Raw genomic sequence first — 15,848 nt, forward strand, 5'->3', positions numbered from 1 at the left:
AGCCGGGAATCTCCTGCCCTTCAGGCAGGAGAGACGTCAAGTCCCGAGTTCCTCGGCCTTCGCGGTGAGAACCGCCCGCTCCCGCTCGTTCCCGGCCAGGCGCGCCGCCTCGAGCAGTTCGGCACGGGCCTCGTCGATGCGCCCCAGCTGCCGGAGCAGCTCGCCGCGCACGCTCGGCAGCAGGTGGTATCCGGCGAGGTCCCCGTCGGCGACGAGCCTGTCGACGTGTTCGAGGGCGGGCGCCGGGCCGTATGCCATGGACACGGCGGCGGCCCGGTTGAGTTCGACGACCGGTGACGGGGCGATCTGCGCGAGCGCCTCGTAGAGCAGGACGATCGTCTTCCAATCGGTGTCCTCGAAGGTTGCGGCGCGCGCATGACACTCGGCGATCGCCGCCTGGAGGGCGTACGGGCCGCGACCGCGGCCGATCGCGTCGGCGCGGGCCAGCGCGGCCGCACCGCGGGTGATCTGGGCCCGGTCCCACCGCGTGCGGTCCTGGTCCGCCAGCAGGATCGGTTCTCCCGTCGAGGTGGTGCGCGCCCCGAAACGCGCCGCGGTGAGTTCCATCAGTGCGACGAGCCCGTGTGGTTCGGGTTCCCGCGGAACGAGTTCGGCGAGAATCCGGGCCAGCCGCAGCGCCTCGGCGCCGAGGTCGGCCCGCATCCATTCGGGCCCCGAGGACGCCGCGTATCCCTCGTTGAACACCAGATAGAGCACGTTGAGGACCGCTCCGAGACGGTTCGCGAATTCGGCGCGGGGCGGCACCTCGAACGGAACCTTCGCCGCGCTGAGTGTCTTCTTGGCGCGGACGATGCGCTGCTGCACGGTGGCGGTCGGGATCATGAATGCCCGGGCGATCTCCTCGGTGGTCAGGCCACCGATCACCCGGAGCGTCAATGCGACCTGCGCGGTGCGGCCCAGCACCGGGTGGCATGCGACGAACATCAGCCGGAGCACGTCGTCGTCGATGCGGTCGGGATCCCACGCGTCGCCGTCGACGTGCGAGGCGTCGCGGTCGAGGTCCCGCGCGATGGCCGAGTAGTGCTCGTCGAGCAGGTCCCGGCGCCGCCCCCCGTCCAGCGCCCGGCGCTTGGCGACGGCGGTCAGCCAGGCGGCGGGATTGCGGGGGACCCCGCGGGCCGGCCACTGCTCGACGGCTTCGAGCAGGGCCTGGCCGGCGACGTCCTCGGCGAGGTCGAGATCGCCGACGATGCGAGTCAGCGCCGCAACGATTTTCGCCGATTCGATGCGCCACACCGCCTCGACCGCCCGGCGCGCCGCGGGTTCGGCAGCGTTCTCCGGCACAGGCTCAGCCGGCGACCGGGCGGTCCGTGCCCAGCTGCTCGCGCCAGCCCGCTTCCTTCCGGATGTACTCGTTGTCCTGATCGAAGTCCTCGAGCTCGGTCACCCTGCGCACCTCGAGTTTGCTGCCGGGCCCCAGCGGGCAGCGCCTCGCCCACTCCGCCGCTTCTTCCTTCGTCGAGGTCTGGATGATCCAGAACCCGGAGAACAGTTCCTTGGTCTCGCCGTAGGGACCGTCCGAGACCAGCGGCGGATCGGAGTCGAAGTCGACCACGAATCCTTCCTCGGCGTCGGCCAATCCGTCTCCGGCGAGCAGAACGCCCGCCTTGATGAGCGATTCGTTGTACCGGCCCATCGCGTTGACGATCTCCTCGAAATCCGCGTTCTTCGCCGCTTCGACGGCCTGGTCGGTGGCTCGCAGGATCAGCATGTACTTCATGAGGTTCTCCTCCGTCGCGGGACCGCGTGTCCGGTCCGTTCATGTACACGTCGAACGATGCGGCCGCCGATCGACACATCCGCGAGAATTTTTTCGCGGAGTTTCCGGAGGCGATCCGGGGCCGACGCAGTCGACCGTAGTCGGACACCCGGACGGGGACGACCGTCCGGCCCGAAACCGGCCCGGGATCGGTGCCGCAGGCGGTGCCGACCCCGTCGCGATGCGGGTGCCCTGCGGCGGACGTCACGGTCGGGGCTGAGGCAGAATCCGGTCGGTGACCACCGCCTCGCAGACTCCGGTTCCGTTGTCCCAGCCGATCGGCGCCGGGATCGTGACGGCGCTGGTCGGATTCACCAGTTCGTTCGCGGTCGTGCTCACCGGTCTGCGCGGAGTGGGCGCGTCGGGGCCGGAGGCCGCATCCGGGCTGCTCACGCTGTGCGTGGCACAGGCCGTGGGCATCCTGTGGCTGGCCCGGCGCTACCGCATTCCGATCACCCTGGCGTGGTCGACGCCGGGTGCGGCGCTGCTCGCCGGGGCCGGGGCCGCCGCAGGCGGCTGGCCCGCGGCGGTCGGTGCGTTCATCACGGTGGGTGTGGCGATCGCCGCGACCGGCCTGTCCCCCCATCTCGGCCGGGTGATCGCGGCGATTCCGACGTCGCTGGCGCAGGCCATGCTCGCCGGGGTTCTGGTGCCGTTGTGCCTGGCCCCGGTGACGTCACTGGTCGCAGATCCGGCGGCCATCGCCCCGGTCGCGCTGACCTGGCTGATCATGCTGCGGCTACGGCCGCGCTGGGCGGTACCGGCCGCCTTCGCGGCGGCCGCGATCGTGATCGCGATCGGCCTCGCACGATCGGGCACGCGTCCGGCGCCGGCGGATCTGTTGCCGTCGATCACGTTCACCACGCCGGCGTGGACCTGGCAGGCGCTGCTCGGTATCGCCCTGCCGTTGTACATCGTCACGATGGCCTCACAGAACATCCCGGGGACCGCGGTGCTCTCGTCGTTCGGGTACAGGACGCCCTGGCGTGCGGCGATGACGGTGACCGGACTCGGGACGGTACTCGGTGCCCCGTCCGGCGGGCACGCCGTCAACCTCGCGGCGATCAGCGCGGCCCTGGCGGCGGCGCCCGAGGCCGACCCCGATCCGAAACGCCGCTGGATCGCGGCATGGACCGCGGGCTGGTCGTATCTGGTGCTCGCGCTGCTCTCGACGGCGGTGGCGACCCTGGTGGCCCTCGCCCCGGAAGGTGTCGTCGAAACGGTCGCCGGTCTCGCGCTCCTCGCGACCCTGGGCGGTGCGCTCGCATCGTCGTTGCGCGACAGCGACGGACGCGAAGCCGCGGTCGTGACCTTCCTGGTCGCGGCGTCGGGCCTGAGCGTCTTCGGTATCGGCGCCGCGTTCTGGGCGCTGGTGGCGGGCCTCGTGGTGCGGCTGGTCCTGTCCTCCGAACGGCCGAATTCGGACGCAGGAAAGATTGTGGAGCGGTAACGATTCGGACCGTACGACCCTCGAGGTTCTCTCTTCCGGTGAAGTTCCGTGCTTCCTGACACAATGATCGAGTGACCAACCGCCAGCCGACGACCCCCGACGCTCAGCCCGACCCGGCCCGGTTCCCGGCGCTGTGGCCGATGCAGACGCGCTGGGCCGACAACGACCACTACGGCCACGTCAACAACGTCACGTACTACTCATACTTCGATTCCGCGGTCAACGGCTGGCTCATGGCGACGACGGGTGTGGACATCCGCGAGCTCGAGGCGATCGGCGTAGTCGCGGAGACGTCCTGCCGTTATCTCGCGGAACTGTCGTTCCCGGATCGACTCCAGGTCGGTATCGCCGTGGACCGGCTGGGCACCCGCAGCATCACCTACCAGCTGGCGATCTTCCGCGAAGGCGCGGACGGGGCGCTGGTTCCGGCCGCGACCGGCCGGTTCGTCCACGTCTACGTAGATGCCCGCACACGCCGGCCGGTGCCGATTCCGGACGAGATCCGCAAGGCGGTGATCCAGCTGGTCAAGGGCTCGCCGGAGCGTCCGGCACCCTGACACCAACCTCTGACCAAGCATCCGCTTGGCAGAACATTCATCTACCGGATTAGACTCCTCGAAACTGCAGTTCCATCGAGGGAAAGTGATCCGAACACATGCGTGACGCAGTAATCGTCGAAGCTGTACGCACCCCTATCGGCAAGCGCAACGGCGGCCTGTCCGGCGTCCACGCCGTCGAGCTGTCCGCCCACATCCTGCGCGCGATCGCGGAGCGGACCGGAATCGACCCGGCACTCGTCGACGACGTGCACTGGGGCACCGTCCAGTCCGTCGGGATGCAGTCCGGCAACATCGGCCGTATGGCCGTGCTCGGCGCCGGGTGGCCCGAATCCGTCCCCGGCTTCACCGTCGACCGCCAGTGCGGCTCGTCGCAGCAGACCATCTCCACCGCCGCTGCCGCGGTGATCTCCGGCCAGGCCGACCTGATCGTCGCCGGTGGTGTCGAGATCATGTCCGCGATCCCGCTCGGCTCGTCCGCACCGGAAGGCACCGGCCAGATGGGCGGCCCGGCCCGCGAACGCTACGCCGACGAGCTCACCGCCCCCGGCTTCAACGGCCGCTTCAACCAGGGTGTCGGCGCCGAGATCATCGCCGAGCAGTGGGGCATCTCCCGCACCGAACTCGACGAGTACTCGGTGCAGTCGCACGAGCGTGCCGCCCGCGCGCAGGACGAGGGACTGTTCGCCGACGAGACCGCCGCGGTCACCCTGCCCGACGGCACCGTCATCGACACCGACGAAGGTGTGCGCCGCGGTTCCACCGTCGAGAAGCTCGCCGGCCTCAAGGCTCCGTTCCGCGAGAACGGTGTCGTCACCGCGGGCAATGCCTCGCAGATCTCCGACGGCGCGTCCGGCCTCCTCGTCACCACCTCCGAGAAGGCGAAGGCCCTGGGCCTGACGCCGCTCGCCCGCGTCCACACCGCCGTCGTCACCGGCGACGACCCGGTCAAGATGCTCACCGGCCCCATCCCCGCGACTGCGCTGGCGCTGAAGAAGTCGGGCCTGTCGATCGGCGACATCGACGCGTTCGAGGTCAACGAGGCATTCGCGTCGGTGCCGCTGGCCTGGCAGCGCGAGACCGGCGCCCCGATCGAGAAGCTGAACCCGCTCGGCGGCGCCATCGCGCTCGGCCACCCGCTCGGCGGTTCCGGTGGACGCCTCGCCGCGACGCTGATCCACCACCTGCGCCGCACCGGTGGTCGTTACGGCCTGCAGACCATGTGCGAGGGCGGCGGCACCGCCAACGCCACCATCTACGAGATCCTCTAACCGCGACGACGTGGTTCGCGGGCGGCGGCCGGACCCAGCAGTGCCGCCGCCCCGGCCACCAGCGCGTCGCGCCAGTGCACATAGTCGTGACCACCGCAGAATTCGCGATACTCGACGTCGAACCCCTTTGCGCGCAAGAGGTCCCGCACCTCGCGATTCTCCGCGATCAACCGCGGCTCGAGCTCGCCCGCGGTCATCCAGAACCGTGAGCCGTGTACGTCGAGGCCGTCGAGTTGCTGCTGCACGGACTGCGCTTCCTCGTCGGGTTGCCCGGGCATGCCGGGTCGCGGCCACCAGAACGACCCGGACAGGCTGACGGCGCCACCGAAATGCCGCGGAGCATGCAACGCCGCGTAGGTTGCCGCGAGCCCGCCGTAGCTGGAGCCGGCCGCCACGACGGATGCGGCCGACGCGGTCGTCCTCCACTCCGCTCGCAGCCACGGCAGAAGGTCGCCGGTGAGGGCGTCGAGAAAGTCTGCGCTGCACGGTAGTTCACGCGATCGCGTCGCGGGGTCGATGCTGTCGATCATCACCACCAGCGGAACACGGACTCCGCGTTCGGCGAGCCTGTCGAGGGCCGGGGCGAGAGGGATCTCCACGGCCGTGACCTTGCCGTCGAACACCACGAGGACGGGGCGGCCGGCCTCGGCGAGCCCTGGTGGCTCGTAGATCCATATCCGGCGACGCACACCCGCGAGTTCACGCATCTCCTCGGTCAGGACGCCTCGAGCCTCCTCCGCCGCGTGCCGCCACCAGAGTTGCGCCGGCGCACCGGGCATCACGGCCTCGGATCGTGGACGCTGCCCCATGGACGAGTAGCTCGGCAGCCGGTTCCAGGGATCGGTCACCAGATCGCCCAGGACACCACGCCACCATTCCCACTCGGTCTCATCGTCCGACGGCCGCGTGACGGGTTCCGTCCGGGGCAGGAACCCGTAGCCGCCGCGCCAGGTTTCCGGCAACACCACGGAGACGGACCAGAGATCACCCTCCCCGAGCGGCTTCAGCGCGTGAGCCTCGGGGTCGTGACGATCGGTGATCCCGTTGGCCTCGAGATAGACGTGACGTATGCCCGAGCCGGCGGGAACGCGGAACACGAACGTTGCGGTCACCCGGCCCGGCGGCCCCGGATCGATCAGCGGGGAACCCTCGTCCCTCAGGCGGCGCTCCACCAGATCCGCATCGAACACCAGGACCCCTTTTCTTAGGACAACCTCACCTAACAGTAGGGTACAGCGCAGTACCACTGCTGCTCACAGGAGGATTTCCTTTGTCCCCGACAATGCCTCGTCGCCGAGGATTCGCCGCCCGGTTCGCGGTGGCGCTCGGCGCGCTTGCCATCGGTGCCGCCACCGTCGCATGCTCCTCGAACGACGACGTCGCGGAGACATCCCCGGTGACCACCGGATCCGGTGAATGGCCGCGCACCGTCGAGACCGCCGACGGCCCGGTCACGCTCGAAACGCAGCCGGAACGCATCGTCTCGACGAGTGTCACGCTCACCGGTTCCCTGCTCGCACTCGACGCACCTCTCGTCGGCACCGGCGCCCAGCCCCCGAGCTCGGGCGCCAACTCCGCCACCACAGAGCAGGGCCTGTTCAGGCAGTGGGCGGAGGTGGCCGCCGAACGGGACGTCGAGACGCTCTACCAGGGCGAGATCAACGTCGAGCGCATCACCGCGGCGGCTCCCGACCTCATCATCGTCTCCGCCAGCGGCGCCGATTCGACGAAGGACAGCTACGACGTGCTGTCCCGGATCGCACCCACCCTCGTCTTCGACTACACCGACAAGTCGTGGCAGGAGATCACCACGCAGCTGGCCGACGCCATCGGCGCCGAGGACCGCGCCACCGAACTGATCACCGAGTTCGACACGAAGGTCGACGAGGCCCGCGCCGCGATCGCGCCCGCGCTCGCGGAGTCCGACGAGGCCAACATCCTCACCTACAACTCTCCGCAGGACTCACGGATCTTCACCGCCGTGTCGGCGCAGGGCCAGCTCGCCGAGCGCCTGGGCCTCGTGACGGCAGCGCTGCCCGAGGACATCGAGAACGCCGACAAGGGAACCATGGCCGGTCGCGCCGACGTCGTCCCCGCCGGTGTCGAGAACCTTTCCCGCGCCCTGCCCGGCACCGTCACGTTCATCATCAGCGCGGACGAGTCCGCCGAGGAGCGGATGAAGACCGATACGCTGCTCGCGGAAACCCCGTCGGTGCAGTCGGGCAGGATCTACGCGCTGGGCTTCGACAGTTTCCGTCTCGACTACTACAGCGCGAACAACGTCGTCGACCGCATCGTGGATGCGCTGACGTAGATCGCTTCCGAACCGGACGCGACGAGTGGCCGGGCACCGTACGGTGCCCGGCCACCGTCGTCCCGACCGATGCGAACCCGGCGGAGCGGGGGCCGGGCGCCCGCGCATCAGGCCTGCGACAACCGCCGCAGCAGCGGCGCCGTACGTTGCGGCACCAGTTCCCGCATCACCAACGCCATGTTGGTGCGCTCGACGCCGGGAATCTCGAGGATCTGCCCGGCCAGCCGGTACAGGTCGTCCGCGTCGGTCGCGACGACCTTCACCGACAGGTCCGTCTGCCCTGTCATCCCGTAGACCTCCGTGACCTCGGGGATCTCCGCCAGCGCCGCGACGACGCTGTCGAGCCGGTGCTGGTCGACCCTCGTCGCGACGTACGCGGCGAGCGGATAACCGAGCGCGCGCGGGTCCACGCGCCGCTCGAACGACGCCAGCACCTCGTCCGCCTCCCAGCGCGCGAGCCGCGCCTGAACCGTATTGCGCGACAATCCGAGTCGCGCCGCCAACTCGACCCCCGTGGCCCGCGGCGTGCGGGCCAGCTCGAGCAGCAGCCGGGCGTCGGTCGCATCGAGACTGGTCACAATCCGCAGTATGACACCGGCTGGCCCCCTGGAACCGTGCGTTCTGCGCAATCCTTCTCGAATCGATTGCGCAACTGTCCCCGGCGTGGATGATGTGAGGTACAACACAGGTATGCCCGGGGATCGCCCCACAAGGGCGCCCGGGCCGGCCCGAACGAGGTGGTCACGGTGGTCGACAAGATTGCCTACCCGGTCCAGCTGATCCAGCCGGACGGCCGGCGGGTTCACAACCCGGAGCACTCCGCGCTCGTCGCCGACATCGGTCCCGAAGAGCTGCGCACCCTCTACCGCGACCTCGTCGTCGTGCGTCGCATCGACACCGAAGCCACCGCCTTGCAACGTCAGGGCGAACTCGGCCTCTGGGCTTCCCTGCTCGGCCAGGAGGCCGCCCAGGTCGGATCCGCACACGCGCTCGAACCCGACGACTACGTCTTCACCAGCTACCGCGAACACGGCGTCACGTGGTGCCGCGGTGTCGACCCCGCCGACATGACACGGATGTGGCGGGGCTGCACGCATTCCGGCTGGGATCCGTCGACCGTCAACACCACCAACCCTGCGATCGTCGTCGGATCGCAGGGACTGCACGCCACCGGCTACGCGATGGGCGCCCATCTGGACGGCGCCGAGATCGCGACCGTCGCCTACTTCGGCGACGGCGCGACCAGTCAGGGCGACATCTCCGAGGCCCTCGGATTCGCGGTGAGCTGGAGCGCCGGAGTGGTGTTCTTCTGCCAGAACAACCACTGGGCGATCAGTTCTCCCGTGCACGTGCAGAGCCCGGTGCCGCTCGCCCACCGGGCGGCAGGATTCGGCATGCCCGCCGTGCAGGTCGACGGCAACGACGTCCTCGCCGTCCTGGCCGTCACGCGGCAGGCCGCGCGCCGCGCCCGCGACGGCGCCGGCCCCACATTCGTCGAGGCCCTCACCTACCGCATGGGCCCGCACACCACGTCCGACGACCCGACCCGCTACCGCACCCCCGCCGAACTCGAGGAGTGGAGAAATCGCGACCCGCTGAACCGGATGCGGCTGCTGCTCGACCGCGAAGGCCTCGCGGACGAGACCTACCTCGCCGCGGTGCAGGCCGACGCGGACGACGCCGCGAACCGCCTGCGCACGGGCACGGTGACCGCCCGCGACCCCGAGCCGCTCACCGTGTTCGACCACGTCTACGCCACCGATCACCGGGCGCTCGCCGGCGAACGCGCCCGCTACGCCGAGTACCTCGCAGGTTTCGAGTCCGCATCGCACGAGGAGGTCGTGTCGTGACCACCACCACGCTGGCCCTGGGGGCCGCCCTCAACGCCGGCCTGCGCCGCGCGCTCGAGCACGACCGCAAGGTCGTGATCATGGGTGAGGACGTCGGCCGGCTCGGCGGCGTCTTCCGTGTGACCGACACGTTGCAGAAGGACTTCGGTGACAACCGGGTGCTCGACACTCCCCTCGCCGAATCCGGCATCGTCGGAACCGCTTTCGGGATGGCGTTGCGCGGATACCGTCCGGTGTGCGAGATCCAGTTCGACGGGTTCGTCTATCCCGCCTTCGACCAGATCGTCTCCCAGGTCGCGAAGATCCACTACCGCACCGCGGGCGCGGTCACCGCGCCGTTGACGATCCGGATCCCCTACGGCGGCGGGATCGGTGCCGTCGAGCACCATTCCGAATCCCCCGAGGTGTACTTCACGCACACCGCGGGCCTGCGGGTGGTGAGCCCGGGTACCCCGTCGGACGCCTACTGGATGATCCAGCAGGCGGTGGCGCTGGACGATCCGGTGATCTTCCTCGAGCCGAAGCACCGGTACTGGGACCGCGGCGAGGTCGATCTCGACACCCCGCCGGAGTTGCCCGTGGACCGGGCGCGCATCACCCGGCCGGGCACCGACGTCACGCTCGTGACCTTCGGCGCGATGCTGACGACGGCCCTTCAGGCAGCGGACATCGCTGCAGCAGAAGGACACTCGATCGAGGTGATCGATCTGCGGTCGCTGTCCCCGCTCGATGTCGACACCGTCGAGGAGTCGGTGCGCCGCACCGGCCGGCTCGTGGTCGCACAGGAGGCCCCGGTGACCTGCGGGCTCGGCGCGGAAATCGCCGCACAGGTCGCGGAACGGTGTTTCTATCAACTCGAGGCGCCGGTGCTGCGGGTCGGCGGATTCGACATCCCCTATCCCCCGGCGAAACTCGAGGCACACCACCTGCCCGACCCCGACCGCATCCTCGATGCCGTCGACCGCAGTCTCGCGGCCTGAGAGGACATGCGCATGAATCGGTCCGTCGAGGAATTCCGGATGCCGGATCTCGGTGAGGGTCTGACCGAGGCGGACCTCGTGTCCTGGACGGTCGCCGTCGGCGACCGCGTCGAGCTCAATCAGGTTGTCGCGGAAGTGGAAACAGCGAAGGCGATGGTGGAGTTGCCGTCGCCGTTCGCGGGTACGGTCGCCGAGTTGCTCGCCGAGCCCGGCACGACGGTGCCGGTCGGGACACCGATCATCCGGATCGCGGTGACCACCGATGCCGGCCAGGACACCGACGGCAACCGCGACGCCGCAGGCGGCGGCGCCACACCACCGACCCCGGTGCTCGTCGGTTACGGTCCCGGCTCCGCACCGGTGAGCCGGCGCGCCACCCGCGTCCCGGCGCCGGCAGTGCCGTCGACGGACGGACACACCGAACCCCACCTGCACGCCGAGCCACAGCGCCCCGACGCGAAACCGTCGGCGCGACGCGAAGCCAGACGCCTGGGCGTCGACCTCACCACCGTGACCGGAACCGGCAACGGCGGGGTCGTCACCCGCTCGGATGTCCGGCGCGCTGCCGATCGGGGCGTGCGGGCCGAGCCGGGACGGGAAACACGGGTGCCGGTCACCGCGGTACGCAGACGCACCGCGGAGGCCGTGACGCGCAGCGCGTTCACCGCACCGCACGCGACCGTGTTCCTCACGTGCGACGCCACCGCGACCGTCGACCTCGTGGAACGGTTGCGCGCGCACCCGTCGTTCGCGGACCGGCATCCGACCGCGCTGACGATCGTTGCGGCAGCGCTGCTGGGCGTGGTCGCGGACCAGCCGGTCCTCAACGCGACGTGGGATCAGGACGCCGGCGAGATCGCGACACCCGGCCATGTGAACCTGGGCATCGCGACCGCCACCGACGAGGGCCTGCTCGTTCCGGTGATCCGGGGCGCCGAAGTGCTGTCGCTACCGGAACTCGCCGGAGCGATCGCGGCCGTCACCGCGACCGCGCGGGCCGGGCGGGCAACCCCTTCCGACCTGACCGGTGGCACGATCTCGATCACCAACGTCGGGGTGTTCGGCGTGGACGCCGGCACCCCGATCCTCGTGCCGGGCCAGGCGGCGATCCTCGCGATCGGCGCGATCGCTCCCCGGCCGTGGGTGGTCGACGACATGCTCGCGGTGCGCCGCGTGGTCACGCTGTCGCTGTCGTTCGACCATCGTCTCGTCGACGGTGAGCAGGCGGGGCGGGCGCTCGCCGGGATCGGCACCGTCCTCGGTGATCCGGTGCCCGCGTTGCTGGGGCGCTGACCCGCGCACCCGGCGGCGGTCCACGCGAGAGCGGTAGCGTCGAATCCCGTGACCGCTGCCGAATATCGCCGTGCGCGAGCCGCCGTCTTCGCCGTGTTCGGGATCAACGGGTTCCTGCTCGCGATGTGGGTGGTGCACATTCCCGCGGTCCAGCAGCGCGCCGGGATCGGTAACGCGACGCTGGGCACCCTCCTGTTGATGCTCGCCGTCGGCGCGATCGGTGGCATGCAGGCGACCGGGCGGCTCGCCGACCGGTTCGGCAGCGACCGCACCACCACCGTCGCCGCGGCGGCCCTGGCGATCACGGCGGTCGGCCCGGGACTGGCGTCCCAGCCGTGGCAGCTCGGGGCCGCTCTGGTGCTGTTCGGATTCGCGAACGGCGCTCTGGACGTGTCGATGAATTCGCAGGCCGTGGTCGTCGAGCAGCGCTACCGCCGGCCGATCATGGCGGCGTTCCACGGACTGTTCAGCGTGGGTGGCGTCGCCGGATCTCTGGTGGGGGCGGCGACGCTCGCGGCGGGATGGGCTCCGGCGATGTCACTCGCCGCCACGGGCGCGATGGGACTGGTGGTGGTCGCGGTCGCGTCCGGGCACCTGGTCACGGTGCCACGCCGGGAGCACCACGCCGGCGCCGTACCGCACGGCGGCTATTCGCGACGGGTGGTGCTGCTCGGCGGGCTCGCATTCGTTCTGATGCTGTGCGAGGGCGTCGCCAACGACTGGAGCGCCCTGCAGGTCAAGGAGCACCTGGGCAGTAGCGATTCGGTGGCGGCGCTCGCGTTCGGGGTGTTCTCGGCGACGATGACGATCGGACGGTTCACCGCGGACCGGATCGCCGCGCGGATCGGGCCGGTGGCGCTGGTGCGTTACGGCGCGCTGGTCGCCGCCGCCGGTATGGCCGCGGTGATCGTCTCACCGTGGCTGCCGCTGACACTGGCGGGATGGGGGTTGTTCGGGGCGGGTCTGGCCGGCTCGGTTCCGCAGTTGTTCACCGCCGCCGGGAACATGACGACCGGCTCGCCGGGCGCGAACATGTCGCGGGTCGTCGGAATGGGTTACATCGGTTTCCTGGCCGGCCCGGCGTGCATCGGCTGGGTGTCGGAGGCGACGTCGCTGACCGCGGCGATGGCGGTGCCCCTGGCGTGTGTGCTGGGCGCGGCGGCGATGGCCCCGCAGGTACGCGAAGACGCCCGCGCAACGAGGGTGCGCGGGCGTCCCGGGTAGAGCCGATCGGTGTCAGAGGACCTTGAGTTCCTCGGTGACCTCGCCGACCATCTTCTTCGCGTCGCCGAACAGCATCGACGTCTGATCCGCGGTGAACAGCGGGTTGTCGATACCGGCGTAACCGGACGACATGGACCGCTTGAGCACGATCACCGACTTCGACTGATCGACATTGAGGATCGGCATGCCGTAGATCGGGCTCGACGAATCCTGCCGTGCCGCCGGGTTGGTGACGTCGTTGGCGCCGATGACGATGGTGACATCGGTGCGCGAGAACTCACCGTTGATGTCGTCCATCTCCTTCATCGCGTCGTACGCGACATCGGCCTCGGCGAGCAGCACGTTCATGTGACCGGGCATGCGGCCGGCGACCGGGTGGATCGCGTACTTGACCTCGACGCCGCGCTCCTCGAGCAGCGCCGCCATCTCCTTGACCGCGTGCTGCGCCTGCGCGACGGCCAGACCGTAGCCGGGCACCACGATGACCTGGTTGGCGTACGCCATCTGGATCGCCGCATCCGCCGCGGACGTCGCCTTGACGGTGCCGCCCGAGGCGGAGACCGCGCCGCCGGTGCCGCCGTCGCCACCGAACGAGCCGAACACGATCGCCGGGATCGAGCGGTTCATGGCCTTGGCCATGAGGTTGGTCAGAATCGTGCCGGACGCGCCGACGATCATGCCGGCCACGATCATCGCCTGGTTGTTCAGCGCCAGACCCGCAGCCGCCGCGGACAGACCGGTCAGGGCGTTGAGCAGCGAGATGACCACCGGCATGTCGGCGCCACCGATCGGCAGCACCACGAACAGGCCCATCAGACCGGCGACGACGAGCAGCAGCGCGATCCAGATCCCCGAGGTCGGCTCGTTCGCCGGATTCGCCTGCACACCGATGTAGATCGCGATCGCGATCGCGGCGATCGCCAGGACGATGTTGGCGAGCTGGAACAGCTTCGCCGACGCGACGACCTTCTTCTCGAAGTTCTTGTTCAGCAGTTCCTGCAGCTTGGAGAACGCCACCAGCGAACCCCAGAAGGAGATCGAGCCGATGATCGCGGCGAACAGCGATCCGACGATGAACGGCACCGACGGCACCGTGTCGACGGTGGTGAAGCCGTTCGAGTCGAGGAACTCGGCCCACGCGATCAGCGCGACCGTGCCACCGCCGACGCCGTTGAACAGCGCGACCAGCTGCGGCATCGCGGTCATCTTGGTCTTCAGTGCCGGCGGGACACCGAGGATGACACCCACGGCCAGGCCGCCGATGATCAGACCCCAGTTGTCGGTTTCGCGGATGTCGATGAGCACCGCGATCACCGCGACACCCATACCGACCGCGGCGATGTAGTTGCCGCGCACCGCGGTCTTCGGGCCGGTCAGGCCCATCAGACCGTAGATGAACATCGCGAACGCGACGATGTACAGAATCGTGACGAGATACGTCATCAGGAGTCAGCCCCCTTCTCAGCCGACACCTTCACAGCGTCTTTTTTCGGCTTGAACATCGCGAGCATGCGGTCGGTGACGACGAAGCCGCCGACCACGTTCAAGGTGCCGAACACCAGCGCGACGAACAGGATGATCTTGATGCTCCACGGGGCGTCACCGGGCAGGTGCCCGAGCACGACCAGCGCGCCGAGCACGACGATGCCGTGGATGGCGTTGGTGCCCGACATCAGCGGCGTGTGCAGCGTGTTCGGGACCTTGGAGATGACGGCGAACCCGACGAACCCGGCCAGCACCAGGATCGCGATGTTCGCGAGCAGTTCGGTGTACATCTACGCGTTCTCCTTCGAGCGGGTCACGCACGCGCCGTCGAGGATCTCGTCGGAGAAGTCCGGTGCCAGCGCGCCGTTGTCGTCGAGCATCAGCTCGAGCAGGGCGGCGACGTTCTTCGAGTAGAGCTCGGATGCGTGCTCGGGCATCGTCGCCGGCAGGTTCAGCGGCGAACAGATCGTCACCCCGTGCTTGACGACGGTCTGTCCCGGTTCGGTCAGCTCGCAGTTGCCGCCGGTCTCACCGGCCAGGTCCACCACGACGCTGCCCGGCTTCATGCCGGTGACCGCGGCGGCGGTGACCAGACGCGGCGCGGGGCGACCCGGGACCAGCGCGGTCGTGATGACCACGTCGAAACCCTTGATGGCCTCCTCGAGCGCCTGCTGCTGCTGGGCCCGCTCGGCCTCGGTCAGCTCACGGGCGTACCCGCCTTCACCGGCGGCGTCGATGCCCAGGTCCAGCCACTGCGCACCGACCGAACGCACCTGGTCGGCGACCTCCGGGCGCACGTCGTAGCCGGTGGTGCGACCACCGAGACGCTTGGCGGTGGCCAGCGCCTGCAGACCCGCCACACCGACGCCGAGCACCAGCACGGTCGCGGGCTTGACGGTGCCCGCGGCGGTGGTGAGCATCGGGAAGAAGCGCGTCGATTCCGACGCGGCGACCAGCACCGACTTGTATCCGGACACGTTCGCCTGCGACGAGAGTGCGTCCATCACCTGTGCACGCGAGATGCGCGGGATCGACTCCACCGCGAAGGCCTGGACGCCGGCCGCGGTGAGCGCACCGATCTGGTTCTCGGCGTTGCGCGGCGCCAGGAACCCGACGAGGGTCTGACCCGAGCGCAGTCGCGCGACCTCGGCGTCCGACGGCGGCGCGACCTTGACCACGACATCCGCGGCCCAGGCGTCACCGAGGGTGGCGCCGGCTTCGGCGTAGGCCTCGTCGGGAATCAGCGCCGCCTCGCCGGCACCGGCCTCGACGATCACGTCGAGGCCCTTGCCGATCAGTGACGGAACGATCTTCGGGACCAGCGCGACGCGACGCTCACCGTCGTTCGACTCGCGAACGACGCCGACGGTCGGACGACGCTGTGCCTCACTTTCCGTGCTCAATCCTTCGGTATCCATTCCCCTGACTCCTGCTTCGAGAAAATGCCTCGCCGCGAGGGCGGCGGGCTGCGTACATCGAGGCCACAGCATTTCGCGCCGGGCCGATGGGCTAAAGCAGACCTACCGTGGTGGCGACGCCACTGCAAGCGGCCCGATCTGTCTGAATCGAGTCCGAACAGGAAAGCGGTGCAAGAATTGTGATGCAGCTCACTTCACATATCCTGCCCAGCGGACGTGAGTGCAA

Annotated in this window: 15 protein-coding genes; 8 read left to right on the forward strand and 7 right to left on the reverse strand. The window is 69.5% G+C overall.

Features of this window, described 5'->3' with window-relative positions; genetic code table 11:
- Nucleotides 1-36: 36 nt before the first annotated feature.
- The gene (locus A8G15_RS10570) at nucleotides 37-1,305 is read right to left on the reverse strand and encodes an RNA polymerase sigma factor (protein ID WP_068158850.1); all 1,269 of its coding nucleotides are present in this window, start codon (nucleotides 1,303-1,305) and stop codon (nucleotides 37-39) included.
- A gap of 4 nt (nucleotides 1,306-1,309) precedes the next feature.
- Nucleotides 1,310-1,741 carry a YciI family protein gene (locus tag A8G15_RS10575; protein WP_068158852.1) on the reverse strand — a complete coding sequence of 144 codons (432 nt, stop codon included), beginning with the start codon at nucleotides 1,739-1,741 and terminating at the stop codon, nucleotides 1,310-1,312.
- A 274-nt stretch (nucleotides 1,742-2,015) separates the two neighbouring features.
- Here A8G15_RS10575 and A8G15_RS10580 point away from each other — a divergent pair, with 274 nt between their 5' ends.
- The 3 genes from A8G15_RS10580 to A8G15_RS10590 all read left to right on the forward strand — a co-directional run bounded on the left by A8G15_RS10580 (nucleotide 2,016) and on the right by A8G15_RS10590 (nucleotide 5,058).
- A complete protein-coding gene (locus tag A8G15_RS10580) occupies nucleotides 2,016-3,230 on the forward strand; it encodes a benzoate/H(+) symporter BenE family transporter (protein ID WP_082899807.1) in 1,215 nt (404 codons plus the stop codon).
- Nucleotides 3,231-3,301: 71 nt separating this feature from the next.
- Nucleotides 3,302-3,787, forward strand: coding sequence for an acyl-CoA thioesterase (locus A8G15_RS10585; RefSeq protein WP_068158857.1), 486 nt, complete (start codon nucleotides 3,302-3,304; stop codon nucleotides 3,785-3,787).
- 98 nt (nucleotides 3,788-3,885) lie between these two features.
- Entirely contained in the window at nucleotides 3,886-5,058 is a 1,173-nt protein-coding gene (locus A8G15_RS10590) for a thiolase family protein (protein WP_068158860.1), read from the forward strand.
- Here A8G15_RS10590 and fes read toward each other — a convergent pair.
- A complete protein-coding gene (gene fes / locus A8G15_RS10595; RefSeq protein WP_068158861.1) occupies nucleotides 5,055-6,248 on the reverse strand; it encodes an enterochelin esterase in 1,194 nt (397 codons plus the stop codon). The two genes, A8G15_RS10590 and fes, sit on opposite strands and share 4 nt — an antisense overlap.
- A gap of 80 nt (nucleotides 6,249-6,328) precedes the next feature.
- On the opposite strand from fes, the gene fepB reads away from it, so the two are divergent.
- Nucleotides 6,329-7,372 carry a Fe2+-enterobactin ABC transporter substrate-binding protein gene (fepB, locus tag A8G15_RS10600; RefSeq protein WP_245687790.1) on the forward strand — a complete coding sequence of 348 codons (1,044 nt, stop codon included), beginning with the start codon at nucleotides 6,329-6,331 and terminating at the stop codon, nucleotides 7,370-7,372.
- A 107-nt stretch (nucleotides 7,373-7,479) separates the two neighbouring features.
- Here fepB and A8G15_RS10605 read toward each other — a convergent pair whose 3' ends face one another.
- Entirely contained in the window at nucleotides 7,480-7,950 is a 471-nt protein-coding gene (locus A8G15_RS10605; protein ID WP_068158865.1) for an Lrp/AsnC family transcriptional regulator, read from the reverse strand.
- A 168-nt stretch (nucleotides 7,951-8,118) separates the two neighbouring features.
- Here A8G15_RS10605 and pdhA point away from each other — a divergent pair, with 168 nt between their 5' ends.
- From pdhA to A8G15_RS10625, 4 genes are all read left to right on the forward strand, one after another.
- Nucleotides 8,119-9,222 carry a pyruvate dehydrogenase (acetyl-transferring) E1 component subunit alpha gene (pdhA, locus tag A8G15_RS10610; protein ID WP_068158931.1) on the forward strand — a complete coding sequence of 368 codons (1,104 nt, stop codon included), beginning with the start codon at nucleotides 8,119-8,121 and terminating at the stop codon, nucleotides 9,220-9,222.
- Entirely contained in the window at nucleotides 9,219-10,202 is a 984-nt protein-coding gene (locus A8G15_RS10615) for an alpha-ketoacid dehydrogenase subunit beta (protein ID WP_068158867.1), read from the forward strand. The genes pdhA and A8G15_RS10615 overlap by 4 nt, the downstream gene beginning before the upstream one ends.
- 12 nt (nucleotides 10,203-10,214) lie before the next feature.
- Nucleotides 10,215-11,495 carry a dihydrolipoamide acetyltransferase family protein gene (locus A8G15_RS10620; protein ID WP_068158933.1) on the forward strand — a complete coding sequence of 427 codons (1,281 nt, stop codon included), beginning with the start codon at nucleotides 10,215-10,217 and terminating at the stop codon, nucleotides 11,493-11,495.
- Nucleotides 11,496-11,618: 123 nt separating this feature from the next.
- A complete protein-coding gene (locus tag A8G15_RS10625; protein ID WP_245687792.1) occupies nucleotides 11,619-12,719 on the forward strand; it encodes an MFS transporter in 1,101 nt (366 codons plus the stop codon).
- Nucleotides 12,720-12,731: 12 nt separating this feature from the next.
- Here the strand turns inward: A8G15_RS10625 and A8G15_RS10630 are convergent, their stop codons facing one another.
- From A8G15_RS10630 to A8G15_RS10640, 3 genes are read right to left on the reverse strand one after another with little or no spacing between them, the layout of a single operon-like run.
- On the reverse strand, nucleotides 12,732-14,162 hold the full coding sequence (locus A8G15_RS10630; protein ID WP_068158872.1) for an NAD(P)(+) transhydrogenase (Re/Si-specific) subunit beta: 1,431 nt from the start codon (nucleotides 14,160-14,162) through the stop codon (nucleotides 12,732-12,734).
- Nucleotides 14,162-14,494 carry an NAD(P) transhydrogenase subunit alpha part 2 gene (locus A8G15_RS10635; RefSeq protein WP_068158873.1) on the reverse strand — a complete coding sequence of 111 codons (333 nt, stop codon included), beginning with the start codon at nucleotides 14,492-14,494 and terminating at the stop codon, nucleotides 14,162-14,164. The genes A8G15_RS10630 and A8G15_RS10635 overlap by 1 nt, the downstream gene beginning before the upstream one ends.
- Nucleotides 14,495-15,622, reverse strand: a complete 1,128-nt coding sequence (locus tag A8G15_RS10640) for a Re/Si-specific NAD(P)(+) transhydrogenase subunit alpha (RefSeq protein ID WP_068158875.1) — start codon at nucleotides 15,620-15,622, stop codon at nucleotides 14,495-14,497. It abuts the gene before it with no gap.
- Nucleotides 15,623-15,848 lie beyond the last annotated feature (226 nt).

Origin of the sequence: Rhodococcus phenolicus (assembly GCF_001646785.1) — a bacterium.
GTDB classification, from domain to species: domain Bacteria; phylum Actinomycetota; class Actinomycetes; order Mycobacteriales; family Mycobacteriaceae; genus Rhodococcus; species Rhodococcus phenolicus.

What these genes read in the sequence shown, in the direction of transcription:
- A8G15_RS10575 (WP_068158852.1), bottom strand. Translation starts at nt 1,741, where the DNA reads ATGAAGTACATGCTGATCCTGCGAGCCACCGACCAGGCCGTCGAAGCG.
- A8G15_RS10590 (WP_068158860.1), top strand. Translation starts at nt 3,886, where the DNA reads ATGCGTGACGCAGTAATCGTCGAAGCTGTACGCACCCCTATCGGCAAG.
- A8G15_RS10620 (WP_068158933.1), top strand. Translation starts at nt 10,215, where the DNA reads ATGAATCGGTCCGTCGAGGAATTCCGGATGCCGGATCTCGGTGAGGGT.
- A8G15_RS10625 (WP_245687792.1), top strand. Translation starts at nt 11,619, where the DNA reads ATGTGGGTGGTGCACATTCCCGCGGTCCAGCAGCGCGCCGGGATCGGT.
- A8G15_RS10630 (WP_068158872.1), bottom strand. Translation starts at nt 14,162, where the DNA reads ATGACGTATCTCGTCACGATTCTGTACATCGTCGCGTTCGCGATGTTC.
- A8G15_RS10635 (WP_068158873.1), bottom strand. Translation starts at nt 14,494, where the DNA reads ATGTACACCGAACTGCTCGCGAACATCGCGATCCTGGTGCTGGCCGGG.
- A8G15_RS10640 (WP_068158875.1), bottom strand. Translation starts at nt 15,622, where the DNA reads ATGGATACCGAAGGATTGAGCACGGAAAGTGAGGCACAGCGTCGTCCG.